The 21,732-nt window shown below is 67.4% G+C and carries 36 protein-coding genes and 2 tRNA genes; 12 read left to right on the top strand and 26 right to left on the bottom strand.

The genetic code is table 11. From position 1 onward, the window contains the following. The first annotated feature begins 69 nt into the window (after positions 1–69). From plsX to J7346_RS03740, 5 genes are all read left to right on the top strand, one after another. On the top strand, positions 70–1,152 hold the full coding sequence (gene plsX / locus J7346_RS03760; protein ID WP_280636449.1) for a phosphate acyltransferase PlsX: 1,083 nt from the start codon (positions 70–72) through the stop codon (positions 1,150–1,152). Beyond that, a complete protein-coding gene (locus J7346_RS03755; RefSeq protein WP_209117884.1) occupies positions 1,149–2,126 on the top strand; it encodes a beta-ketoacyl-ACP synthase III in 978 nt (325 codons plus the stop codon). The genes plsX and J7346_RS03755 overlap by 4 nt, the downstream gene beginning before the upstream one ends. 75 nt (positions 2,127–2,201) lie before the next feature. Further along, on the top strand, positions 2,202–2,504 hold the full coding sequence (locus tag J7346_RS03750; protein ID WP_209117882.1) for an integration host factor subunit alpha: 303 nt from the start codon (positions 2,202–2,204) through the stop codon (positions 2,502–2,504). A 13-nt stretch (positions 2,505–2,517) separates the two neighbouring features. Continuing rightward, on the top strand, positions 2,518–2,946 hold the full coding sequence (locus J7346_RS03745) for a MerR family transcriptional regulator (RefSeq protein ID WP_209117880.1): 429 nt from the start codon (positions 2,518–2,520) through the stop codon (positions 2,944–2,946). A 71-nt stretch (positions 2,947–3,017) separates the two neighbouring features. Continuing rightward, positions 3,018–3,094: transfer RNA gene (locus J7346_RS03740), tRNA-Pro, on the top strand. 63 nt (positions 3,095–3,157) lie between these two features. Here the strand turns inward: J7346_RS03740 and J7346_RS03735 are convergent. The 3 genes from J7346_RS03735 to J7346_RS03725 form a co-directional block, all read right to left on the bottom strand. Beyond that, entirely contained in the window at positions 3,158–3,421 is a 264-nt protein-coding gene (locus tag J7346_RS03735) for a DksA/TraR family C4-type zinc finger protein (protein WP_209117878.1), read from the bottom strand. 66 nt (positions 3,422–3,487) lie between these two features. After that, the gene (locus J7346_RS03730) at positions 3,488–3,694 is read right to left on the bottom strand and encodes a DUF2842 domain-containing protein (RefSeq protein ID WP_209117876.1); all 207 of its coding nucleotides are present in this window, start codon (positions 3,692–3,694) and stop codon (positions 3,488–3,490) included. After that, positions 3,694–3,945 (bottom strand): transglycosylase, encoded by a 252-nt coding sequence (locus J7346_RS03725; protein WP_209117874.1) that lies wholly within the window; start codon positions 3,943–3,945, stop codon positions 3,694–3,696. The genes J7346_RS03730 and J7346_RS03725 overlap by 1 nt, the downstream gene beginning before the upstream one ends. A 131-nt stretch (positions 3,946–4,076) precedes the next feature. On the opposite strand from J7346_RS03725, the gene J7346_RS03720 reads away from it, so the two are divergent. Beyond that, the gene (locus tag J7346_RS03720; protein WP_209117872.1) at positions 4,077–5,177 is read left to right on the top strand and encodes a COX15/CtaA family protein; all 1,101 of its coding nucleotides are present in this window, start codon (positions 4,077–4,079) and stop codon (positions 5,175–5,177) included. Here the strand turns inward: J7346_RS03720 and J7346_RS03715 are convergent. The 3 genes from J7346_RS03715 to J7346_RS03705 all read right to left on the bottom strand — a co-directional run bounded on the left by J7346_RS03715 (position 5,146) and on the right by J7346_RS03705 (position 10,043). Next, on the bottom strand, positions 5,146–6,534 hold the full coding sequence (locus J7346_RS03715; RefSeq protein ID WP_209117870.1) for an alkaline phosphatase PhoX: 1,389 nt from the start codon (positions 6,532–6,534) through the stop codon (positions 5,146–5,148). The genes J7346_RS03720 and J7346_RS03715 overlap by 32 nt on opposite strands. 91 nt (positions 6,535–6,625) lie before the next feature. Beyond that, positions 6,626–8,695 carry a DNA topoisomerase IV subunit B gene (gene parE, locus J7346_RS03710; protein ID WP_209117868.1) on the bottom strand — a complete coding sequence of 690 codons (2,070 nt, stop codon included), beginning with the start codon at positions 8,693–8,695 and terminating at the stop codon, positions 6,626–6,628. Between the two features lie 4 nt (positions 8,696–8,699). Further along, the gene (locus J7346_RS03705; protein ID WP_348521443.1) at positions 8,700–10,043 is read right to left on the bottom strand and encodes an O-antigen ligase family protein; all 1,344 of its coding nucleotides are present in this window, start codon (positions 10,041–10,043) and stop codon (positions 8,700–8,702) included. 127 nt (positions 10,044–10,170) lie between these two features. Between J7346_RS03705 and J7346_RS03700 the strand changes: the two genes are divergently transcribed. After that, entirely contained in the window at positions 10,171–10,476 is a 306-nt protein-coding gene (locus tag J7346_RS03700) for an ETC complex I subunit (protein WP_209117866.1), read from the top strand. Between the two features lie 27 nt (positions 10,477–10,503). Continuing rightward, positions 10,504–10,580 (top strand) — tRNA-Arg (locus J7346_RS03695). An 18-nt stretch (positions 10,581–10,598) separates the two neighbouring features. Here the strand turns inward: J7346_RS03695 and J7346_RS03690 are convergent. From J7346_RS03690 to J7346_RS03610, 17 genes are all read right to left on the bottom strand, one after another. Then, the gene (locus J7346_RS03690) at positions 10,599–11,630 is read right to left on the bottom strand and encodes a tyrosine-type recombinase/integrase (protein ID WP_209117864.1); all 1,032 of its coding nucleotides are present in this window, start codon (positions 11,628–11,630) and stop codon (positions 10,599–10,601) included. Continuing rightward, complete coding sequence (locus J7346_RS03685; protein ID WP_209117863.1) at positions 11,617–11,832, bottom strand: hypothetical protein; 216 nt, start codon at positions 11,830–11,832, stop codon at positions 11,617–11,619. The genes J7346_RS03690 and J7346_RS03685 overlap by 14 nt, the downstream gene beginning before the upstream one ends. Further along, on the bottom strand, positions 11,829–12,179 hold the full coding sequence (locus J7346_RS03680) for a hypothetical protein (protein WP_209117861.1): 351 nt from the start codon (positions 12,177–12,179) through the stop codon (positions 11,829–11,831). Before J7346_RS03680 ends, J7346_RS03685 begins: the two co-directional genes overlap by 4 nt. Next, on the bottom strand, positions 12,179–12,691 hold the full coding sequence (locus J7346_RS03675) for a hypothetical protein (RefSeq protein WP_209117860.1): 513 nt from the start codon (positions 12,689–12,691) through the stop codon (positions 12,179–12,181). Before J7346_RS03675 ends, J7346_RS03680 begins: the two co-directional genes overlap by 1 nt. Then, positions 12,691–13,113 carry a helix-turn-helix transcriptional regulator gene (locus J7346_RS03670; RefSeq protein ID WP_245157609.1) on the bottom strand — a complete coding sequence of 141 codons (423 nt, stop codon included), beginning with the start codon at positions 13,111–13,113 and terminating at the stop codon, positions 12,691–12,693. The genes J7346_RS03675 and J7346_RS03670 overlap by 1 nt, the downstream gene beginning before the upstream one ends. A gap of 94 nt (positions 13,114–13,207) precedes the next feature. Continuing rightward, positions 13,208–13,447: a hypothetical protein gene (locus J7346_RS03665; RefSeq protein ID WP_209117856.1), complete on the bottom strand. Its 240-nt coding sequence runs from the start codon at positions 13,445–13,447 to the stop codon at positions 13,208–13,210. Next, a complete protein-coding gene (locus J7346_RS03660; RefSeq protein ID WP_209117854.1) occupies positions 13,444–13,899 on the bottom strand; it encodes a hypothetical protein in 456 nt (151 codons plus the stop codon). The genes J7346_RS03665 and J7346_RS03660 overlap by 4 nt, the downstream gene beginning before the upstream one ends. A 343-nt stretch (positions 13,900–14,242) precedes the next feature. Next, complete coding sequence (locus J7346_RS03655; RefSeq protein WP_209117852.1) at positions 14,243–14,458, bottom strand: hypothetical protein; 216 nt, start codon at positions 14,456–14,458, stop codon at positions 14,243–14,245. Then, on the bottom strand, positions 14,455–14,832 hold the full coding sequence (locus J7346_RS03650) for a hypothetical protein (protein ID WP_209117850.1): 378 nt from the start codon (positions 14,830–14,832) through the stop codon (positions 14,455–14,457). Before J7346_RS03650 ends, J7346_RS03655 begins: the two co-directional genes overlap by 4 nt. Then, entirely contained in the window at positions 14,832–15,107 is a 276-nt protein-coding gene (locus J7346_RS03645) for a DUF2312 domain-containing protein (RefSeq protein WP_209117849.1), read from the bottom strand. The genes J7346_RS03650 and J7346_RS03645 overlap by 1 nt, the downstream gene beginning before the upstream one ends. Beyond that, positions 15,107–15,298 carry a hypothetical protein gene (locus J7346_RS03640; protein WP_209117847.1) on the bottom strand — a complete coding sequence of 64 codons (192 nt, stop codon included), beginning with the start codon at positions 15,296–15,298 and terminating at the stop codon, positions 15,107–15,109. Before J7346_RS03640 ends, J7346_RS03645 begins: the two co-directional genes overlap by 1 nt. Before the next feature lies 1 nt (position 15,299). Continuing rightward, the gene (locus J7346_RS03635) at positions 15,300–15,542 is read right to left on the bottom strand and encodes a hypothetical protein (RefSeq protein WP_209117845.1); all 243 of its coding nucleotides are present in this window, start codon (positions 15,540–15,542) and stop codon (positions 15,300–15,302) included. Between the two features lie 7 nt (positions 15,543–15,549). Continuing rightward, positions 15,550–15,738, bottom strand: a complete 189-nt coding sequence (locus J7346_RS03630) for a hypothetical protein (protein ID WP_209117843.1) — start codon at positions 15,736–15,738, stop codon at positions 15,550–15,552. Continuing rightward, positions 15,735–16,064: a hypothetical protein gene (locus tag J7346_RS03625; RefSeq protein ID WP_209117841.1), complete on the bottom strand. Its 330-nt coding sequence runs from the start codon at positions 16,062–16,064 to the stop codon at positions 15,735–15,737. The genes J7346_RS03630 and J7346_RS03625 overlap by 4 nt, the downstream gene beginning before the upstream one ends. After that, positions 16,061–16,246, bottom strand: coding sequence for a hypothetical protein (locus tag J7346_RS03620; protein ID WP_209117839.1), 186 nt, complete (start codon positions 16,244–16,246; stop codon positions 16,061–16,063). Before J7346_RS03620 ends, J7346_RS03625 begins: the two co-directional genes overlap by 4 nt. After that, the gene (locus tag J7346_RS03615) at positions 16,243–16,539 is read right to left on the bottom strand and encodes a hypothetical protein (protein ID WP_209117837.1); all 297 of its coding nucleotides are present in this window, start codon (positions 16,537–16,539) and stop codon (positions 16,243–16,245) included. The genes J7346_RS03620 and J7346_RS03615 overlap by 4 nt, the downstream gene beginning before the upstream one ends. Continuing rightward, complete coding sequence (locus tag J7346_RS03610) at positions 16,536–16,901, bottom strand: hypothetical protein (RefSeq protein ID WP_209117835.1); 366 nt, start codon at positions 16,899–16,901, stop codon at positions 16,536–16,538. The genes J7346_RS03615 and J7346_RS03610 overlap by 4 nt, the downstream gene beginning before the upstream one ends. Before the next feature lie 152 nt (positions 16,902–17,053). Between J7346_RS03610 and J7346_RS03605 the strand changes: the two genes are divergently transcribed. Further along, entirely contained in the window at positions 17,054–17,806 is a 753-nt protein-coding gene (locus J7346_RS03605; protein WP_209117833.1) for a hypothetical protein, read from the top strand. Here the strand turns inward: J7346_RS03605 and J7346_RS03600 are convergent. Then, entirely contained in the window at positions 17,803–18,108 is a 306-nt protein-coding gene (locus J7346_RS03600; RefSeq protein WP_209117831.1) for a hypothetical protein, read from the bottom strand. The genes J7346_RS03605 and J7346_RS03600 overlap by 4 nt on opposite strands. A 96-nt stretch (positions 18,109–18,204) precedes the next feature. On the opposite strand from J7346_RS03600, the gene J7346_RS03595 reads away from it, so the two are divergent. Further along, complete coding sequence (locus J7346_RS03595; protein WP_209117829.1) at positions 18,205–18,444, top strand: helix-turn-helix transcriptional regulator; 240 nt, start codon at positions 18,205–18,207, stop codon at positions 18,442–18,444. A gap of 148 nt (positions 18,445–18,592) precedes the next feature. On the opposite strand, the gene J7346_RS03590 is transcribed toward J7346_RS03595, so the two are convergent. Together J7346_RS03590 and J7346_RS03585 are read right to left on the bottom strand one after the other, a co-directional pair. Further along, complete coding sequence (locus J7346_RS03590) at positions 18,593–19,108, bottom strand: hypothetical protein (protein ID WP_209117827.1); 516 nt, start codon at positions 19,106–19,108, stop codon at positions 18,593–18,595. A gap of 267 nt (positions 19,109–19,375) precedes the next feature. Continuing rightward, a complete protein-coding gene (locus J7346_RS03585) occupies positions 19,376–19,624 on the bottom strand; it encodes a hypothetical protein (RefSeq protein WP_209117825.1) in 249 nt (82 codons plus the stop codon). 782 nt (positions 19,625–20,406) lie between these two features. Between J7346_RS03585 and J7346_RS03580 the strand changes: the two genes are divergently transcribed. Both J7346_RS03580 and J7346_RS03575 read left to right on the top strand, forming a co-directional pair. Further along, positions 20,407–20,841 carry a hypothetical protein gene (locus tag J7346_RS03580; protein WP_209117823.1) on the top strand — a complete coding sequence of 145 codons (435 nt, stop codon included), beginning with the start codon at positions 20,407–20,409 and terminating at the stop codon, positions 20,839–20,841. Then, positions 20,838–21,476: a hypothetical protein gene (locus tag J7346_RS03575; RefSeq protein WP_209117822.1), complete on the top strand. Its 639-nt coding sequence runs from the start codon at positions 20,838–20,840 to the stop codon at positions 21,474–21,476. Before J7346_RS03580 ends, J7346_RS03575 begins: the two co-directional genes overlap by 4 nt. Positions 21,477–21,732 lie beyond the last annotated feature (256 nt).

The raw sequence follows: 21,732 nt of genomic DNA, 5'->3' as shown, positions 1-21,732 counted from the left end.
GTTGCATCCGCCGGTTCGGGCGCTATCGTCCGCCCCCCGAGGCCGAACGGCCCCATGGAGACTTTCTGCTTGTCGAAAACGCTGGTCATCTCGCTGGACGCCATGGGTGGCGATCACGGGCCTTCGGTCGTGGTGGGCGGCATTGCCGACTATCTGAAGGCCCATGAGGATGCCGATGTCCGGTTCATCGTCCACGGCCAGGCCGAGGCGATTGAGGGCCAGGTCAGCGTCCACAAGGTGCCTGCGGCCCGCCTGGATATCCGGCACACGGACAAGTTCGTCGCCATGGACGAAAAGCCCGCCCAGGCCCTGCGGCGGGGCAAAGGGTCCAGTCTGTGGAACGCCATTGAGTCGGTGAAGACCGGCGAGGCGGCAGCCGTGGTCTCGGCCGGTAATACCGGCGCGCTGATGGCCATTTCGAAGCTGCAGCTGCGCATGGCGGCGCCCGGACTGGAGCGCCCGGCCATCGTCGCCAGCTGGCCGACGATGAAGGGTATCACCGCGGTTCTGGACGTCGGGGCCAATATCGACTGCGACGCAGCCCAGCTGATCGAGTTCGCCATCATGGGCGAGGCCTTCCAGACCGCTGTCCACGGAACGAAGCGGCCGACGATCGGCCTGCTGAACGTGGGGTCGGAGGACATGAAGGGCCATGAACAGGTGCGCGAGGCCCACCGCCTGCTGCGAAGCGGGGCGTTTGATCTGGACTATCACGGCTTTGTGGAGGGCGATGACATCGCCCGGGGCACGGTCGATGTGATCGTCACCGACGGCTTTACCGGCAATGTGGCCCTTAAGACCGCCGAAGGCACGGCGCGGTTCATCTCGGGTCTGCTGAAGGAGGCCCTGATGTCGGGCCTGCCGTCGCGTCTCGGGGCCCTGATGGCGCTGCCTGCCCTGAAGAAGATGCGCAGCCGGATCGACCCGAACGCCATCAACGGCGGGCCCCTGCTGGGCCTGAACGGCATTGTGGTGAAGAGCCATGGGGGCGCCAGCGCCTATGGATTCGGCAATGCCATCCGCGTGGCGGGCGATCTGGCCCGCAGTGACTATATGACCAAGGTGGGCGCCAGTCTGAAGCGCATGACCACGGTTCTGGAAGAGGACGATGCCGGCGCGGCCACGGCCACCGGTGGGGAGACAGCTCAGTGACCCGAGTTCGCAGCGCCGTGACCGGCGTCGGTGCCTATCTGCCGGAAAAGGTCGTGACCAATGCCGATCTGGCGAAGTTCGTCGACACCTCGGATGAGTGGATCATCGAGCGGACGGGCATCCGTCAGCGCCACCAGGCCGCGTCCGACCAGCCGACCAGTGATCTGGCGGTCGAGGCCGCGCGCAAGGCCCTGGCCGATGCGGGCAAGACCCCGGCCGATGTCGATCTGATCATCGTCGCGACGACCACGCCCGATATGACCTTCCCGGCCACGGCCTCGATCGTGCAGCGCAAGCTGGGCGTGCCGGTCGGGGTGGCATTCGACATCCAGGCAGTCTGCTCGGGCTTCGTCTATGCGCTGACCGTGGCCGACGGCTTTGTCGCGCGCGGCACGTCGAAATGCGCCCTCGTCATCGGCGCCGAGGAAATGACCCGGCTGATGGACTGGGAGGACCGCACGACATGCGTCCTGTTCGGCGACGGCGCGGGGGCGGTCGTGCTGGAGCCCGTCGAAGGGCAGGGGACACCGGCGGACCGGGGCATTCTGGGCACGGCCCTGCGCTGCGACGGGACCAAGACGGACCTGCTGTATGTCGACGGCGGCCCGGCCACGACCGGCGAGGTCGGCCATCTGCGCATGCTGGGCAATCAGGTGTTCCGCCATGCCGTGGTCAATATCGCCGAAGCCATCACGGCGGCGGCCAGGGACGCGGGCATCGAGGTCGCGGACGTCGACTGGTTCGTCCCGCACCAGGCCAACCAGCGGATCATCAAGGGCGTTGGGGACCGTCTGGGCCTCGACGAGAACAAGGTGGTCTCGACGGTGGCACTGCATGCCAACACCTCGGCGGCGTCCATTCCGCTGGCCCTCGATTTCGCCATCCGTGACGGCCGCATCAAGCGGGGGGATCTGGTTCTGCTCGAGGCCATGGGCGGCGGCCTGACCTGGGGCGCCTGTGCACTTCGCCTGTAAAACGAATTTGCGCCTTTCCATTTCAACGGCTTTCAGCCTTTAATGGCGAACTGACTTCAGCGAGGGGAGTGACGCGTGGACAATCACCAGACACTGACCCGGGCCGACCTGTGCGATGCCGTGCATGAGTCGCTGGGCCTGTCCCGGAATGAATGTTCGACGCTGGTCGAGCGAACGCTCGGGCTGATCGTCGAGGCGCTGGAGCGGGGCGAGACCGTCAAGCTTTCGGGCTTTGGCGTATTCCAGGTCCGGGAGAAGCGCGCGCGCATGGGCCGCAACCCCAAGACGGGCGTGCCGGCGGCCATCCACCCGCGGCGGGTCATCAGCTTCCGCGCCTCCCAGATCATGAAGAGCCGCGTCCACGACGCGGCCGGCTGACCGGAGGGCACGCGTGGCCAAGAGCCCCGACGCCTTCCGCAGCATTTCCGAAGCCGCCACCGAAGTCGGCGTGCCCCAGCATGTGCTGCGCTTCTGGGAGACGAAATTCACCTTCGTCAGCCCGGTCAAACGCGCCGGGGGGCGGCGTTTCTATCGCGCGCAGGACGTCGAGGTCCTTAAGGGCGTGCGGCGCCTGCTGCACGAGGAGGGACTGACGCTCAAGGGCGTTGCGCGTCTGCACAAGACCGAAGGGCTGAAGCGCATCCTGGGCGAGGACACCGCCACAGGACCGGTCGACGCCCTGTCTCCCCCGGCGGCGAGCACCGCAGCTCAAGCCCCTGCGGGGACCGGGCTGACCGACGACCAGCGCGAGCGCCTGACCTCGGTCCTGCGCGATATCGAGGCCGCGCGGACGCGTCTGGAAGCCGCGCTCAGCCGCTGAAGCAATATTGTGAGGCCGGGCCCGGATTTGGGTTTGCGAGGGCCGGATTGCCCGTCTATAGGGGGCGCCTCCGGAGCGTGGCGCAGCCTGGTAGCGCACTTGACTGGGGGTCAAGGGGTCGCAGGTTCGAATCCTGTCGCTCCGACCATCTTTGCAAGAAGACGGTTGGCTTAGGGGGTCGCTTTCGGGCGGCCCCTTTGCAATTGGGGGCCTACCTCAGCTGGCTGTCCTTGCTGCCCCGGCGGTTGATGGAGGAGTGGCGGACGCTGGCATCGCGCCCGGACTGGCACTGGACGCAGGTGGTGACGCCGGGCAGGGCCAGGCGGCGGCGCTCGGGGATTTCATCCCCGCATTCGACACACTCTTCGGTACCCGGGCCGGAGGGCAGCCGCGCGCGCGCCGAGCTGACGCCGTCGCCGACCGTGTCCTCGATCTGGTCCAGAACCGCGCCGTCGCGTGTCCAGCCACCTGCCATTCGTCTTGCACTCCGAAACCGTGTGACCCCTCAGATGGGTAACCGACGGGCGGATTTCAAAGTTCCCTAGCGGCGCGGCGGCTCGCGCTCGGCCCAGCGGAGCAGGGGGAACAGGGGAACGCCCCAGGCGATCCCGGCAATCGGATAGAAGATCAGGTCGGTCCAGAACGAGCGGGGCAGCAGGGCATGGATGGCCAGCACCGCCCAGATGTAGAAGGCCAGGAAGGCCACGATGCCGACCATGGCAACCAGTCGGCGCACCCGCACCGGCATCAGCGGGTGTTCCGGAACAGGAAGTGGGCGGCGAGCGCCAGAATCGCGCCGCCCAGTGCCCAGACGACCCACGGCCACTGGTCGAGCGTCGCCACGACGAACACCCGCACGGCCAGGAAGCCTCCGCACAGTGCGCCTGTGAACGCCACGAGCATGGGGGCCGCCAGTCCGCGACGACCGGTCACGGCGTCAAAGCCCCAGGCGAGGGCTGCCGTCAGCAGGACCGCGACCGCGATGTCCAGATTGTCCACGTGCGTCTCCGTTCGTGCGACGGCGTGACCGTCAAAAGCGACTCGATCTTGCCGTCCTGGACAGGCATATCGCCTGTACCGAGGTCGGGTCCATCGACCTTGCACTGTACCGTACCCGTGGCGAGCTTTGAATGAACCGTTTTGGCCGGCCCGAACGCAGCGTTTCCGTAGCCCTGTGGCTGTTCCTCGTGGCGAGCCTCGTGTTCGCCATGGTGGTCGTGGGGGGGATTACCCGCCTGACCGGCTCGGGCCTGTCGATCACCGAGTGGAAGCCGCTGCTGGGCGCCATTCCGCCGCTGACCGAGGCCGACTGGGAGGAGGCCTTCCGGAAGTATCAGGCGATCCCCCAGTATAAGCTGGTCAATGAGGGGATGAGCCTGTCGGAGTTCCAGGGGATCTACTGGTGGGAGTGGATCCACCGGCAGCTGGGACGGGTGATCGGTCTGGTGTTCGCCCTGCCGTTCCTGGTGTTTCTGGCCGCGAGGTCGATCCCCTTCCTCCGGCGTGTGGGCCTGCCGGCCCTGCCGGACCGGCTGATCTGGCGCTGCGGTGTGCTGCTGCTGCTGGGCGGGCTGCAGGGGGCGGTCGGCTGGTGGATGGTGTCGTCGGGGCTGGAGGCCCGCGTCGATGTGGCGCCCGAGCGGCTGGCATTTCACCTGGGTCTCGCCCTGCTGATCTTTGCGGCCCTGATCTGGACGGGGCTGGAGGCGCTGAACGGGCCCGAGCGGTCCGATTCGCCGACGGGCTGGGTGCGGGGTGCGGCGCTGCTGCTGGGTCTGGTGTTCCTGCAATGCCTGCTGGGCGCGCTGGTGGCCGGGGGCAAGGCCGGGCTGGTCTATACCGACTGGCCGTTGATGAATGGCGCCTTCCTCGCGCCGGTGAACTGGGGGCAGGGCGCGCTGGCCTTCCTGCACGACCAGGCCCTGACGCAGTTCAATCACCGGATGACGGCCTATGCGCTGATGGTGGCTGTTATCGTCTATGCGATCCAGGCCTGGCGCTGGCGGCTGGCCGAGGGGGCCGGGGCCTCGGCCTGGGTGCTGCTGGGGGTCGTTATGCTGCAGGCCGGGCTGGGCATCGTCACCCTGATGCAGGGTGTGCCGGTCTGGCTGGGTGTGCTGCACCAGGCCGGGGCGGCCGTTGTGCTGGCGACCGCGACCGTCAATCTGTGGCTGGTGATGCGGTCGCGCCCGCGGCGGTTTATCGGCGGACCGAGGTCCATGGGCCTCTGATCGCCAGGGTCATGCCCGGGTACATGATGTTGACGAACAGCACCTGTCCGTCGGGCGAGAAGCAGGCGCCGGCGAACTCGGAATTGCCCGTGAAGACGTTGCGTCCGATCGTATAGACCTGCCCGTCGCGGGTGACACCCTTAAGATGATTGCGGATGGTCGAGGAATAGTTGTCCTCGCAGACGATCAGGTCACCCCACGGGGCGACGGTGATGTTGTCGCCCATGTTGAGGGTCTTTTCGTCGGTGCTCTCGACGAACAGCTGGATCCGGTCGGCGGCGCCGTTCAGACCGGGCTGGACGCGCATCACCTGACCCCGCCGGATCGGGCCGCCCGAGGTGGCGGTCATGTAGAACTCGTCCTTGCCCCACCACAGGCCTTCGCCCCGGGCGACCAGCGCCCCCCCGGCGGCATGGCCGCGCTGGCGCAGGTCGTCATTGGGGGATTCGACGTCGTCCATGTCGATCCAGGTGATCTCGCGCCAGTCGCCGACGGTCCAGAAGCGGTCGTCCTGGTTGCGGGTATCGGCGCCGGCTACATCCTTGATCGCCATGGCCTGGAGGCGCCCGCCCTCGGCCAGCTTGCCCGGCGTCTTCGGGATGAAGCGGTAGAACAGGCCGTCGTTCTTGTCCTCGGTCAGATAGACGATGCCGGTGCGGGGATCGACGCAGACGGCCTCGTGCTCGAAGCGGCCCATGGCCTTGAGCGGAACCGGATCGACCAGACCCTCGGCGGCGACCGGAACCTCGAAGACAAAGCCGTGCGGGCGGGTGACATTGCCGGTCTCGGCCGTCTCGGTGTTTTCCTCGCAGGTCAGCCAGCTGCCCCAGGGTGTGATGCCACCGCAGCAGTTGGTCGAGGTGCCGCTGAGCGACAGGTGCTGGCTGATCGTCTGGCGGCTGCCGAGATCATAGACGAGGGTGGTGGTGCCGCCCGGCAGGGGCCGACCGTCCTTGTAGGTGTCATAGGCGCGCGTGGCATCGACATGGCGGATGCGCTCCTGATGCAGGCCGCCCGGCCCGAGATTGCGGTGCAGGGCGCTGGAGCCCTTCAGCTCGTGATTGCGGATCAGGGCGACGCGGCCGTCGCCCAGATCGAAACAGCCCATGCCGTCCGGCTGTCCGGGCACGAACAGGCCGTCGTCCATGGTGTCGCCGCTCTGCGAAATCACCTGGTAGGAAAAGCCCTCGGGCAGATCGAGAAGGCCGGCCGGATCGGTCCGGAGGGGGCCGTAGCCCTCGACCTGGTTGATGTAGGTCTCTTCGCCGGCATCCTGGGCATGGGCATGACGGGCGAGGCCCGCGAAGGCCAGACCGGCTGCGCCAGAGGTCAGCAGTTCACGACGCGCAAGAGACATGAGACACCTGTGGGGAGGACGATGTGGCGCCCTTATGCAACCGCCGGGGCCCGCGCGTCATCACGGTTCGGTGACGATTGCGGAACGGCTGTCACAGATCCAGATCGGCCTGGGCGAAGCGGGCGTTCTGCTGGATGAAATCGAAGCGCGGCTCGGCCTTCTTGCCCATCAGGCGCTCGACCAGATCGGCGATGTCGTCTTCCGATTCCGGCAGGGTGACGCGGGCCAGGGTGCGCTTCTTCGGATCCATGGTGGTCTCCTTGAGCTGGGAGGCCATCATTTCCCCAAGGCCCTTGAAGCGGCCGATCTCGGTCTTGCGGCCCTTGAAGGTGGTCGCCAGCAGTTCGTCCCGGTGGGCGTCGTCGCGCGCATATTCCGACAGGCTGCCGGCCTGGATGCGGTAGAGCGGCGGCAGGGCCATGAACAGTCGACCATGCCGGATCACCTCGGGCATGACACGGTAGAAATAGGTGATCAGCAGGGCCGCGATGTGGGCGCCGTCGACGTCGGCGTCGGTCATGATGATGACCCGCTCATAGCGCAGGTCGTCGAGGCTGAACCGGGTGCCGGGCTGGACGCCCAGCGCCAGCGTCAGGTCCGACAACTCGGCATTGGCCCGCAGCTTGTCCGCAGTCGCCGAGGCGACGTTCAGGATCTTGCCGCGCAGGGGCAGAATGGCCTGGGTAGCGCGATCGCGTGCCTGTTTGGCCGAGCCCCCGGCCGAATCGCCCTCGACGATGAACAGTTCCGTGCCCTGGGCCGCCTGACGGGTGCAGTCGGCCAGCTTGCCGGGCAGGCGCAGTTTGCGCGTAGCGGCGGCGCGCTGGACTTCCTTGTCCTTGCGGCGCTTGAGCCGGTCCTCGGCGCGGTCAATGACGAAGCCCAGCAGGGTGGTGGCCTGTTTTGGACTTTCGGTCAGCCAGTGGTCGAACGGGTCGCGCACCAGCTGCTCAACCAGCCGGGCGCCCTCGGGCGAGGACAGGCGGTCCTTGGTCTGGCCCTGGAATTCCGGATTGCGCAGGAAGACCGAGATCATGGCCCCGGCGTTGGCGATCACATCCTCGGCGGTGATGATCGAGGCCCGCTTTTCGTTCGACAGCTCGCCGTAGGCCTTGAGCCCCTTGACCAGGGCAGCCCGGAAGCCCGCCTCATGCGTGCCGCCGTCGGGCGTAGCAACGGTGTTGCAGTAGGACTGGACGAAGCCGTCGGCCTCTCCGAAGCCCGCCGGGCTCCAGGTCACGGCCCATTCGACGGCGCCCGCCTCGCCCTTGCGCTCAACGCGGCCGCTGAAGGCCGGGGTGACGGTTTCCAGCTCGCCGATCCGGTCAGACAGGGCGTCCGCCAGACCGCCGGGGAAGTGAAGCACGGCGCTGGCCGGGGTGGCATCGACGATCCGCTCCGGCGCGCAGGTCCAGCGGATCTCGACCCCGCGGAACAGATAGGCCTTGGACCGCGTCATGCGGAACAGGCGTGCGGGCTTGAAGGTGGCACCGGTGCCGAAGATCTGCTCGTCCGGCCGGAAGCGGATCAGGGTGCCGTGCTTCTTTGACGGCTGGCCCCGCTCCAGTCCGCGGAGGGGCAGGCCGCGCGAGAAGCTCTGGTGCCATTCATGGCCGTCGCGCCAGACGGTGACTTCCAAGTGGTCAGAGAGGGCGTTGACCACGGACACGCCCACGCCATGCAGGCCGCCGGAGGTCTCATAGGCCTTGCCCGAGAATTTGCCACCCGAGTGGAGCACGGTCATCACGACCTCAAGCGCCGACTTGCCGGGGTGTTTCGGGTGCGGATCGACCGGAATGCCGCGGCCGTCGTCGTGCACCGAGAGGTAGCCCTCGGCATCGAGCTCGACCTTGATCAGCTTGGCGTGGCGGGCGACCGCCTCGTCCATGGCGTTGTCGAGCACCTCGGCGAACAGATGGTGCAGGGCGCGCTCATCGGTGCCGCCGATATACATCCCGGGGCGTTTGCGGACCGGCTCGAGCCCCTCCAGCACCTCGATCGAGGCGGCCGAATAGCCCGTGGTGCCCGCAGGCGCCTCGACCGGCGAGGTCGGAGCGGCCGCCACGGGCGCAGGCGGTGCCGGGCGCGCAGGCGCGCCGGCCGGCTTTTCGGGCTCGGTCTCGGGCAGGTCGAACAGGAACGGCGGGGAAGAGGGAGGCATGACCTCAGTTTGAAACGATTCGAGGGGAGGTCAGGTAGGCCCCCTCGCGTCGTCGGGCAAGCGGAACCGTCACCCTGTGGCGGCGCGGCAGCGGGTCGGGGGTCAGCGCGCGCGCCGTGAGGGCCAGGAACAGCGCCCAGGGCAGGTTGGCGTGGCTGAGCAGGACGCTTTCGGACGCGCTGAGGACCGCGAACACCATCAGATAGGCCAGGGAAAAGCCGCCCTCACGAAAGCCCTGTCCGCCCAGCCGCACGATCAGTGCGATCAGGGTGATCAACATCGCCAGCCCCACCATGATCGCGCCCGGCCAGCCGACCTGGACCAGCAGGTCGATCCAGCCGTTGTGCGCCGACGGCACCAGCCAGCCGGTCTCCAGCCGCACATAGTGGGCGGGGACGGACTCCTTGCCCCAGAAGGCGCTGTAGCCATAGCCGGTCCACGGACGCTCGGCGACGCGCCGCATCAGGCTTTCCCAGATGTCGGTCCGGCCGGTCAGGGACGGATCCTTGCCGAGCGCCTCGAGGATCAGGGCCGAGTTCTGCTGCCAGACCAGCAGGCCGACCCCCGCACAGGTGATCGCGCCCCAGACCAGCACGACCGACAGCGCCGGGCCGCCGCGCCGCATGGCCCACAGTCCGGCGATGACGCCAAGGCCGAGCAGCAGGCACAGCAGCGACGTCTTGGACTGGGTGGCCAGCGTCAGGAAGACGCACAGCAGGAGGGTGAACAGGGCCGGCCAGGGCGAGCGCCCGGCCTGACCGGGGCTGGCCAGCACGGCGGCGGCGGCGATGGAGCTGGCCACCATGACGATGCCCATCTGGTTCTTCTCGTACCAGAGGCCGCGCCACAGGCCGGCGTTGTCGAACTGGTGGATGCCGATCGAGGGGAAGGCCAGCACCATCACCAGACTGCCCACCGCCATCACCACGCCGGTGTGCATCAGCAGGCGGGGTAGTTGGGCGCCTGTGAAGGCGGCACCGAGATAGATGGCGAAGGCGCTGGTCATGAACAGGGCAATGACGCGCCGGTCGGTCACCGCCGGGTCGATGGACCAGTAGCGCGAGGCAAGCGCCAGCAGGGTCAGCAGACCCAGAATCAGCCAAGCCGGCCAGGCCGCGAACATCCGCCCCGCGCGGTTCAGGATCAGGCCCAGCGTCACCGCATAGACGGGTAGCCAGATCAGGCGAAGGATCGGGGTCTCGCCCTGATCCGGCGCAAAGACCGGGCCGATCAGGGCGCCGGTCAGCATGACAATCACGAATCCGGCCGCCACCTGTTCCCACAGGGGCGGGGCGGGCAGGGGGTCAGCCCCCGCGCCGGGCACCGAATCGGGTCGCGCTCTGGACACGGACGGACCTTCCGTTGCCCGCCTTAAGGAGCGGTTTAGGCGGGCGCGCTGGACCGGCGGCGCGCTGCTCGCTAAATGGACCGACCACACGGGCACGCGGGTGCCCGATCCGCATACCGAGGCAGACATGTTGGCGCGTATCTACAGACCGGCGAAAACCGCCATGCAGTCGGGCAAGGCCAAGACGGCGGCGTGGGTGCTGGAATTCATGCCCCAGTCGGCGCGCTTCATCGATCCGCTGATGGGCTGGACCGGCTCGACCGACATGAACGGCCAGGTGCGGCTGACCTTCGACACCCAGGAAGAGGCCATCGCCTATGCCGACCGGCACGGCATCCCCTTCCGCCTGCAGGAACCGCGCGAGGCGCCGCTGATCCTCAAGGCCTATGCCGACAACTTTGCCCCCAACCGCAAACAGCCCTGGACGCACTGAGCGTTTACCGGACTGACCGCGACCCGGGCGCCCTTAGCTCAGCTGGATAGAGCACCCGCCTTCTAAGCGGACGGTCGCAGGTTCGAATCCTGCAGGGCGCGCCAGGGTTTCAGCCGTTTTCGTCATGACGGTTTTACAGCCGGTTTTACACCCGGCGTTCTGCTTTCGAGCTCATCGATGCGCCGGATGCGGTCGAGCAGCAGCTCGTCCTTCTTGACGTAGACGTTGATCAGCCGCTCGACGTGATCTTCGGACCAGGTGAAGATCTCGGCGATCTCGCGCACGGTGAGACCGGCCAGAAACATTTTCGTCGCAGCGGTGCCGCGCAGATCGTGGAAGTGCTTGTCGACGCCGGCGGCGTTCTTGGCCCTGATGAAGGAGGCGTCGAACCCGGTTTTCCAGCTGACCTTGTCCGTGCTGGTCAGGATTGTGGTGGCCCGCTTGGGAATCTCCTGCAGGAGGGCGCGCAGCGAGCTGTAGAGCGGAATGACCGCTGTTTTCCGCTCGCCACTCTTGCCGGTGCGGATCTCGATCGAGTGGCCCTGGACGTGCGTCCAGGCCAGGCGCAGGACGTCGCTCTTACGCAGTCCGGTCATCGCAGCCAGTCGAACCGCCCACATCACCTCGGCAGAGGCCTTCTTGGCGAGGGCAGCCATATCGTCGTCGGTCCAGATGATCTCCGAGCGGTCGCTCCTGTAGATGCGTGGGACGCCGGTGCAGGCGTTGACCTGCAGCTGCCCCTCGGCAATGCCGAAGGACAAGACCCGGGACAGCACCTGCAGGGCCATGTCGGCCTGACGCGGCGTGTGCTTCATCTCGTCCCGCCACTTCCGGATTGCCACGCGCATCAGAGGGCGGTCGAAGGCGCCGATGCTGAGCCCGCCGAACCGGGTCTGGATTCGGTCCAGAAACGGCTTCCAGTTCTTGCGGGTCTTGTCGGACAGGTTTTTCCAGTCGTCGCTCGCGCGATAGCTGGCGAGCAGGCCGGAAATCTTGGTGCGGTCACCAGTCGTGCGGGCGGCGACCAGGTCCGCCAGCTCCTTCACGAATTCCGGCGTGCCCGGCTCGCTGAGCAGCCGCGGGCCTCCGCGCCAGGCGTAGACGTAGGTCCGCCCCTTCGCCTTGACGACGTGGACGCCCTTAATGTCGAGCATCGCCATCGCTTTCCAGCAGTCCGCGAATCTCCGCGTCCAGCGCGGCCTCGTCAGCCTGCTTGAGATCGACACCCAAAGGCAAGATGCGGGTGCGGCCATGCTCGTCGATGATCACCTGGTGCTGTCCGCCCGCAATGGCCATCTCGACCGCGCGGGTCGCGAGGGCGGTGCGGGTGCGCGCGCTGAGGGGCTTCTGGCTCATGTTGCGGCCACCAAAGCGGCGGCCCGGCGGAAGTCGGCCGGGCGGAGCTGGACGAAGGTGCGACCGGTGTCCGTGTCTGCCGGCAGGCTGATCAGGACCGGGTTCTGTCCCTCGGCCAGCACCAGGGCGCATCGGGCGAAGGGCGCGAGCGCCTCGGTGAGGGCGGCGATCAGGGCGGCCTGCTCGGCCTGCCGATCGATCATTTTCACGATCTCGGACCTGTGGCGCCACAGGATGCGCTGGAAAGCCTCGGCATCGAGCATCCGCTGACCCCGCACGGCAAGCGCGGTCTCGGCCACGCTGGCGGCGTGGCCCAGACGGATTTCCTCGGCCGCGGCGGCATGCATCAGTCGGCGGCCTCCATGAAGCCCTTGAACTCGACGCCGGCAAAGTGTGCCAGATCGCACAAGACAGCATGAGCAGCGTTGACCTGGAGCGGCGTCAGGTTCGCCTTCTGGAGACGCCGGATTAGCGCGATGACCAGTTCCTGCAGCTCTACCGTGAACTGGCGGCGCACCAGCTGGGCCACGATCAGCCCTGCCTCAGTCTCGACGACGGCCCGGCCATCCCATGCGCGGCGCGAGTGCTCATACCGCAGCTGCTTGCGCTGGCCCTCCGTAAGGTCCGGCCCGTCCGGCTTCTTCTTGTCGGGCCACGCCTCGAGGCGGTCGGCCTGCTGCAGGGCCAGCTCGACGGCCTCGATCGGCGCGCCGGCCTTCGCCGCCAGATTGGCCCAGGCGCGCACGGCCTCGGCCCCGACCGCGTCGCGGCCGCGAATGACGAAGATCGGCTCCCCGGGCTCGAGCGTCCTGAGATTGACGCTTTGGTCGTAGTCGGCCCGGCCGGTCGAGGCGTGCATCACGCGGCCTCGAGTTCGCGCGCCACTTCCCCGGCCGAGGGCCCGGCGATCGCGCGGGCGACACTGACCAGCGACTGCTGGCGATCGCGCGACATGCTGACGAACAGGCCGGCCAGTTCGCGCCCGTTGCCGGTCGAGGCCAGCTGGTCGATCGCCGAAGGCGCGGCGGTGCGGCCGGGCTGGCCGTCCTCGCGCGGCGGGAACAGGTCCTGGACCTCGACCTTCAAAAAGTCGGCGATCATGACCAGCTTCGACGCCGATACGCGGTTGACGCCCTTTTCGTACTTCTGGACCTGCTGAAAGGTGACGCCGATTGCGGCGCCCAGCTGCGACTGATTGAGGTCCCGGTCCAGTCGCAGGCGGGCAATGCGCTTGCCGACCTGGACGTCGATCGGGTGCGGGGTTTTAGCGGTGTCGGTCAAGTTCAGGCTCCGGGGTTCAGGATGGATGCGGCCAGCCATGCGAGGGCATAGGCCGCGAGAAGGATGGCCAGCAGGCCGAGGAAGTGACGGCGCTTCATCCGCGCCGCTCGGGCCAGAAGCGCCAGATGATCAGGACGGCGAGGGCGACGAAGATCGTCACCGGCTTACCGATCAGCAGCGAGTCGACCAGGCCGAGGCCGATCCCGGCGACGGCCACGCCGGCGAACAGCCAGGCGACCGGGTTACGCGGCCGCCGTCGCTCGGGCAGGCGGCTGAGATAGGCGAGGGGGCGGCTGGCGCCGACCTCGCTGCCGACGATGTTGTGCTGGGTCATTTGACGAGCTCCAGAAGGGCCGCATCGCGCGCGGCGGTCAGTTCGGTGAAGGCCTCGGCCGAGCCGCCCTTGGCGTCCGGATGCCGCTCGCGCGACAGGCTGCGGAAGCGGTCACGGATGGCGCCCTCGATGCCCTCGACCGACAGGCCGAGGTGGCCGGGGAAGTCCGGGGGGAATTCCATGATCTCGCGCCAGCTGCGGTTCGAGGTCTGGACGCCGCCCCCGGGCGGGGGCAGGGCGCTGAACGCCTGCAGGGTGTCCTCGGCCGAGGCGACGCCGTGTCGGGTGATCGCCCGGGTCGCGTTGATGTGGGCGGCCAGTGCGGCGATGTTCTGCTCGACCTTGGTATAGGTGTCGCAGGCAAGGGCGTAAGGTCGACCGTTGAGGCTGAAATAGACACAGACGCCCGGGTCATGCGGTGCGGCCTGGCCAGAGCGAGGCCGCCCATCCAAGCGCGTCTCAAGGTTGGTCGACAGGAGCGGGTATTGCCCGCCCAGCAGCTCGATCTCGGTGTCGAGGCGATCGGTCGCGCCGGCGACGGATATGTCGCTCGGATAGCGGGCGGACCCCTGATGCTTGAATCGACCCGGCTTGCGCGCCGAGGGCGCCGTGCGCGGCCGATGCGCGGGCCAGGCGAGGGGATAGGCGCGAGGCTGGCTCGTTGGCTGGCACTCCGGACAGGGGCGGGAAGGTCAGCGTCTGGCCGCGCGAAGGTGCACAGCGTCCAGATGCCGAGGACAAGGCCGAACAGGATCAGCAGGATGATCGACGGCTCGGGAAAGCGGTTGTCGCGGTTCACCGGCGGTCCCTCTGCTTGATCGTGTCGACCTGGTCGGCGACGCATCGCAGGGCCGTGGTGGCCTCGTCCTGATGGATGGGGTGCGCGGACATGCCGACCGATTCCACCTTGTCGGCTTCGCCCGGCTTCCACAGCACCAGGGCGAAGGCCAGGCCCGAGCCCTCGAGGCGGCGGTGGATGTCCGCGCAGATCTGATCAGCGACGGCGCTCATGGGCGAGCCCTTCTGAAGCTGCGGCCCATGGCGTCACCCTCCTTGAGGCCCTTCTCGAACGCCAGGTAGCAAGCGAGTTGCGCGGGACCCGAGAGGGAAGAGATGCACATGCCAACGCCGCACCCCATGCCGCGCACGCGCTGCTTGGTGCGCACGGGATCGAGGGCGACTTTCGCCCCCAGCGACCCATGGTCCCAGATATCCGCTAGAAACAACGCCTGGACAGCCAGTGCTACAGGCTCGGAAACGTACTCCTCGCCGACGACATACTCCGGGTTCTCGGCGTGCGCCGCGCGCGCGGCATCGAGCAGCAGCTGCGCAGCCTCGGCAAGGCGGTCGGCCGTCTTGGCGGCGATGGCCGCAGGCGCCGCCATCAGACTTCACCCAGGGCGGACAGATAGAGGTCGAGGATGGCCTCTTCCTCCTGACGCTTCGCCTTGTCCTGCTTGCGGATGCGCAGCACCTTGCGCAGCACCTTGACGTCATAGCCCTCGCCCTTGGCTTCGGCGAAGACCTCCTTCATGTCGCCCATCACGGCCTGCTTGTCCTCTTCGAGGCGCTCGAGGCGTTCGACCAGGGAGCGCAGCCGCCCCTGGGCCGTGGACGTCAGCACGTCGGGTGAGGCTTCGAATGTGGTTCCGTCAGCCATCAGAAGCCTCCGACCTGGTCGAGTTTCGTGGGTGCCAGATTGACGATCTTTCCGCCCGGCGCCTGAGCATGGTCGCGGGCAATGCCACCCATGATCAGGACGGGCCTGCCGTCCTCACCGGAGAAAAAGACCGGACTGTCCGGCAGGGCCAGCGCCTCGAGGTGCGCGCTCAGCTGTTTGACGGTCAGCATGTCAGGCGACCATCGGCGCACGGACGTCGGCCGCGTTGGCCGCGCCCTGGGTCGGGCGGTACTGGCTCTGGCGCAGCTCGTATTCCGCGCCATCGAGGTCCGTGGCGACCGGCCAGACGGTTCCGGCCTCGATCGACACGACGCCGGGGACCTTCACGGGCGCGCCGTCGAGGTCGATGCCCTCGATCGTCATGGTCGCGCCCGAGCGCTTGGCCTTCCAGTCATGGATGATACGCATGGTCATGGTCCTTTCAGTGAGTTCTCAGGGCTTGGTGGGAGGGCAGGCTGCGCCAGTACTCGAGGCCCTCGGCCGTGAACTCGGCCGAGCACAGGCAGCGCAGGCTTTCGGGGTTCAGGTGACGGTGGCCGCAGCGCGGGCAGTCGATCTTGCCGTGATGCAGCGAGACACCCTGCAGCTGGGGAGGGGCGGGAGCGGTCATGCGGCCAGCCCTTGTTCGAAGATCTCGCGGGCGGCCGAGAGGCACCAGCTGCGCGGCGCCCGGCAGATGCGGGCCATCGCCTCAATGGTGAAGCCGATGGTGAGGCACTGTGCGACCAGGTCGCGCCGCTCCCGCATGACGCACGCCAGCGGGGCCGGTGCCTTCGCGGCCCGCTGCGCGGCCTTCCAGTCCTTGACCGAACGGCCTGACGCTCGCGCGTTGGCGACGTCATAGTATCGCTCGGCGTTGCGCTCGCGCGCCCATGCCAGCTCGAGCGCGTCGATCTCGTGATCAGTAGAGAGGCGGATAGTCAGGTCGGCCTTCATGCTCTGGCCCTCCGCCGCATCCGCTTGGCCTTGCGGATAGCGCGCGCCAGATCGCGGCGGCGTTGCTCGAGGACCGAGACCACTTCGTCACAGGCCTCGAGTTTGGTGTCGAAGGCGCCGATCGGGTCGCGCCTGACGTCAAAGTCGTGGCCGACCAGCTTGAAGGTCACGGTCCAGCTCATTGGCGCGGCATGCCCGCCTCGAGGGCCGCGAGGGCATGCACAGGCGTCCGGCCGATCAGGGCATTGAGCGCGACATTGCAGTCGCGGCGGGATGCCCCCGTGATCATGGCGACGGTCTCAAGGCTGCCGTGCTCGCGCATCAGCTGGCGCAGTTCGGCCAAGCCCTCGACGGTCCAACCCGACCGGGGAGGGGGAAGGTCGCAATGACAGCGGTTCATCGGACCGCAGGCGCAGAAGCGCCGCACGATCCGGTCGAAGGGCATGGGAGCGACCGAGACGCAGGCGTAGGTCACGCGGCCTCCTGCGGTTGGCCATGCTCGGGCCACTCGACCCAGCAGAGGCTGTCGAAAGCGTCGAAGACCAGGTCGTAGAGGCCAGCCCGGCCTCGGATGCCCCAGAGTTCCCGCGTGGGGTCCTCCTTCTGCATCTGGGCGGCGATCTGCAGATTGTCGGCCGCGTTGCAGAGCAGGGCCGCACCGCGCTCCTGCCCCTGATACGTGACCTCGGCCTGCAGGCTGCGGGCGGTCAGGGCGAGGGCAGGGAGGTCGACCCGCTGGCGCTCATCGGCGCGGTTGTCGCGATCGATGATGTTTTCGAGCGTCTGGCGCAGGCTGCTGATGCGGCTCTGCAGGTCGGGTGCGTCGGTTGTCTGCACGGGTCTCTCCCTCAATCTGAGGGGGAGTTCAAACAAAGTGAACCCTGCACGTCAAGCTAAAAGTTCAAACGCCGTGAACCTCCGACTTTAGACCCTTGCCAGTCGCGCGAGCGGACCTGCACACTCACAACGGGAATGGGAGGGTTTGTTCATTGGAATACTTCGGTCTTCTGCTGTTTCTGGCAGCGCCGCTGGCCGGCATCGTGGCGCTATGGGCGCTGTTCCGCCCAATCACGGCTTTGGGTTTGACCACCAAGAGAAGAGCAGCTGTGGCGCTGGCGTCTTCGGCTTTCGCATTTCTGCTCGGCCTCGTGCTTATCGCGGCCAACGTGCCGCCGGTAGATGCGCCCGTTTCGCAGGAGTCGACAGAGAGCGCTTCGGCTTCGCCGCCCAAGCAGAATTCGCCGCCAGCGAGGAAGCAATCAGCCCCAGCGCCGAGGCCTATGGTCCCCGCGCTGGACATGACCCGAGACCAGCTCTTGCAAGACATGAACAAATTTTGGCGCGAGGCTGACCAGCCGGGGGCATTCTCGGTCGCGGACGCGGACCCCGTAAGGGCCGGGCCTAACCAAGGGGGTTCGATCGCTCGGGCCTGTGTAAACGAGGCAAACTGCCTGGTGGTAGAAACTCGACCAGACGGGCGTGTGGTCAGTGCCACGATCATCACGATGACCGATGGATCCGGCCGTGGGACATCCCAGAGTATGCTGACCAGCCTCGGGCTGCTGGTTGTCTTCGGAGAGGGCAACCCCGAATCTGGCCGAGAATTCCAGCGCCAGCTGCAGCGTCTTGTTGCCGGCGATGAAAATCAGGAGGCTCGGGTCGGAAGCGTCTGTCTCGTCCTGTCTGGTGGCGGCCCGATCGGTCTGTGGACGACCGTCAGCGCACCCCCCTGCGGCGATTAGCGTGTCAGGGGCGGCGCTGGCGTAAAGGGCCGACTACGATCAGCGGCGATGGCCATGGCTGTCTCTTCGAGGCGTCGCAACCGCATTGCTTCCTCGGGCCTCATCAGCAGTTCATACGGCTGTAGATTTAGCCAGCCTGCGACGAGATTAACGATGTCGCGGCGATAGGGCTGCTTGCCGTGCCAGATCCTGTGAGCCTGATTCTTCGCGAAGCCTAGGTCGTTGACCAGGTCGGCCTGGCGCTTTCCCAGCAGCGTTGCCCACTCCTGGAGATGCCAATCGTTTTCGGGCGATTCGGTCACGTCCACATGATGTGGACTTCCGTGCGGTCGGTCGTTTCTCTCGATGTGAACCCGCGACATTGACTCATGGTTCAAACCATGTGAACTCTCGACGCCATGATGCTGGCGACTTGGCGAAAATCGAAGGGCTGGACACAGACCGATCTGGCGCGCGCCGTTCGGAAGTCGAAGCCCCTCATCAGCGGGCTTGAGACCGGCGCCATCGCAGCCACGACTGATCTCGCGATCGCCATTGATCGCTTGAGCTGCGGGGAAGTGCCTGTTCACGCACTCCGCCCCGATCTGCACGACGTCCGCGTCGTGCGAGCGGCTGCCGCGCCCGAGGCCCGCCCGTGATCGTAGTGTGGATTATCCTCGCGGTCCTGGCCTGGACCTGGATCTGGTTTCAGATCTTCAGCCTGTTCGCACCTGACCCGGCCGAACCACAGTCCCTCATGGGATGGATCTGGTACCCGGTCGCCGGTCTCCGCGCGCGTGGCCTGCCTTACGACATGGTCCACGCACTGATCTTCAGCCGGAAACCCCGGCGCGGCCGGTACGGCAAAATCCCCACCAGCGTCAGCTGCGGCGTCGAAAAGCCGTCGGGCAATACCCGTATCAGCCACGCGGGTCTGCGGTCGCGGAAGAACAGCCGCAGCGAAAGGGCGTCCAAATGATGGCCCTGCGGCAAGGATCGGCGAATTCGAATCGCGCGCTGCCAGTGAACATCCTCGGCCTTGGTCAGGCCGACCTGAATGTTCGAATCGGGCGCCAGCTGGATCTCGATGCCGGATGCAGCCTCGATCCGCATCAGGATCAGAGGTTCGCCGATCGCACTGGCGAGGCTCAGCTCCACCAGATCGGGACCGCGCGAGCGCACGTGTCGCTGTGCTGTCGCGAGCAACTGGTGCGGTCGAGGCCAGAATCTGTCCCACAGCAGGAAGGGCACGCCAAGGAAGGCGATAACCGCCGTGGCCAGGGCGCTCCACGCTTGGACGGCAGCAGGGGACCAACTCAGCATGGGGCCTATCCATGGCCTGAGTCCTCTCGCGCGTCAGCCCACCCGCCCGCAATCCATGAGGCCCGTCCATGAGCGACACCTGGAAGGGCGTTCCGCCCGCGTCTCAGCACCCACCCGGCCGGCCCTTCAGTGACAAACAGGAGGCGCGGATCCGCGAAATCGTGCGGGAGGAAGTGTCGACGCTCGGGCGCGAGGGTGCGGAGCGCGCTCTCCTCGAACTCCAGCGAAGCACCCCCGCCCATCGAGCGAGGTCCCTTGATGAGTAGGCTACTCGTCCGTCGGCGTGACTCTCTCTTCGATTTTGACAAGCAGCTCGGCAATGGCGGCTGCGGCCGGGTCGTCCGTACCTGGTCCCGGGATGTGCTTGCGCGCCATCTCAGGCAGAGCAGCGCGCAGGAGCCGAATATTGGTCGGGTCTCTGAAAGCCAGCAACATAAGGATGTCGAGGGTGACGGCTTCGAGGGCGCGATGCTCGGCCTCAAGAGTCCGCACGCGAGCTTGCAGTTCGAAGGCCATCCGAATCTCTCCTTGGTGTGTGTCAGCCCTGCCAAGGTAGAGGCCCCCGCCGGCGCGTCCACACGCATGCGCGCGTCGGCGGGGCAGCCGACCCGCAAGGCTGCCTGACATGGCCCTGCGCACCCCGCATCACCCCAGCCTCGCCGCCCGCCTGACCGGTGCGGTTGAGCGCCCCGCCGACGCGTCGCCTCCCCTCGGACGTCGGCGGGGCGTCGCTTTTGCAGCAGGGCGGAATCGGTGAGGGCGGGGCGTCGGACCCCGGCGCCCATGACTCGGACTGTCACTCCGACCGAATCAAGTTCCCGATTCGTACCATTGGTTAACAGACTGTTTTTGCTCCCCTTTGCTAGGGGCCGTTTAACGGCTCTGAGGCGAAGCCTGCTTGCCCGCCTGGGCCAGGACCGCGAGCGACAGAACCCCTCTGCGGCGCTGGCGAACCCGGCCGACTGATCGGTCGAGCATCCAGCCCCCGCACTGATGACGTGCCCACCCACATCGGCAAGCCGTGCGCGTCGGCCGCTCAAGGGCGGTCGCGGCCGCGCGGCCACCGGGTCGCCTTGCCCCGCCGGGGGCGGACCTTCGCGGCTCGGGACGTGCCCGTCTCGTCTCCCGCCACAGCGGGCCGACGTGTTCGCCTTGCCTTCATCACAGCCAACCATGGCCGCCTTACGGACGGTCATCGGGACGCCTTTTGCTCAACGCGCGGCACCGCTTGCCGCGTGACCGTGAGCCTGTGCGCCAAGCTGACCGGCTGTCAGGCGGATTCGTGAAGGACGAATCCCATGAACGTGCGACAGCACGCCTTCTATGCGCGCGCCCTCCAGGACGCCTGCGGAGGCCCGGACAAATGCCTCGAGCTCCTCGAGACCACCCCCTTCAAGATGGGGCGCACCCACCTTTATGACTGCCGGGATCCCGCCAAGGGGCGGACCATGCCGATCGGCGCTATCGCCTTCCTCGAGGGGCATCAGAACTGGCGGCTCTACAGCGCCACCCTCGCGCGCCAGCTGGCCCAGCCGTCGGACGCGATCTGCGCCCTGAGTGAGGCTTGCGAGGGCGCCGAGGACATGGCGTCCGCCCAGCGACTGGTCCGACTGGCCGGGCTCGATGGCGAGTACAGCGAGAATGAGAAGCGCCAGATCGAGCCGATCCTTCAGCGCGTGGAGGCGCGCCTCCACGGCATTCGGTCTGCGCTTGACCGGGAGGTGGCAGCATGACGGCCGTCCCGATCGACCACAGCCATCGGCGGCGCGAGGCCCCGCATCGCCGCACCCTGCAGCCCGTCCGCCGGCGCAGCCGTCCGGCGACCCGCACGGACTGGAAGCCCCTGTCGAAGGCCGAGGCGCGCCGCCGCCTTCTTGCGCTTGAGCTCTACCAGGAGGGCCTGCGCAAGCCCGGCCAGCGCTGGGGCGCCAAGGGCACGATCAGCCACGGGGCGATTGGCCTCTATCGCCTGATGCTGAACATGGCGGCGAAATTCGGGGGGCGCGTCGAACCGTCGGCCGCCTGGCTGGCCAGGCAGCGAAACGTGCCCGTCCGCATGATCCACGTCTGGAAGGCGCAGCTGAAGGAGCACGGCTTCCTCGGCTGGATCCGGCGCTATGTCGAGACAGGCCGGGATGGCGTGCGTGGCCCGCAGGTCGAGCAGACGACAAACGCCTACTGGACGGCCCTGCCGAAGGCCGCCGCGGCCCTGGTGGCGAAGTTGCGGGCGCCGCCCTCGGCCGACGTCGACACGGCCCGCGAAGAGCGCTTCCTCGCGGCGCACCCCGAGCTCGCTGACCAGCTGGCGCGGGTGCGCGACGCCGGCGCCGACAAGATGGCCCGCCGCGACCGGTTCCGATTGGAATGAACGTGAATGATCTGAGGGGTCAGAATCCGGACCGCAGATCTATAAAAGGGCGTCTCGCTGGTCGCGAGACGGCAAATTCCCAGGGATGAAAGGTGTCGCGCTGATCGCGCGACGCATAATTTCCCGGATCGATGCCGCCAAGGGCGGCGAAAACACCCCAACCGACACCGGGGGCGCGTACACGCGCCCTCAGATGGACCGATCATGCCCCGGATGATCGGCCCCCGCCGCCACCTGCTTCCTCGGTCGCTGGCTC

Source organism: Brevundimonas sp. A19_0, from assembly GCF_017744255.1.
In the GTDB taxonomy this organism is placed as follows: domain Bacteria; phylum Pseudomonadota; class Alphaproteobacteria; order Caulobacterales; family Caulobacteraceae; genus Brevundimonas.
Note: the sequence above shows the minus strand (reverse complement) of the source record. Positions and strands in the feature narration are given on the sequence as shown.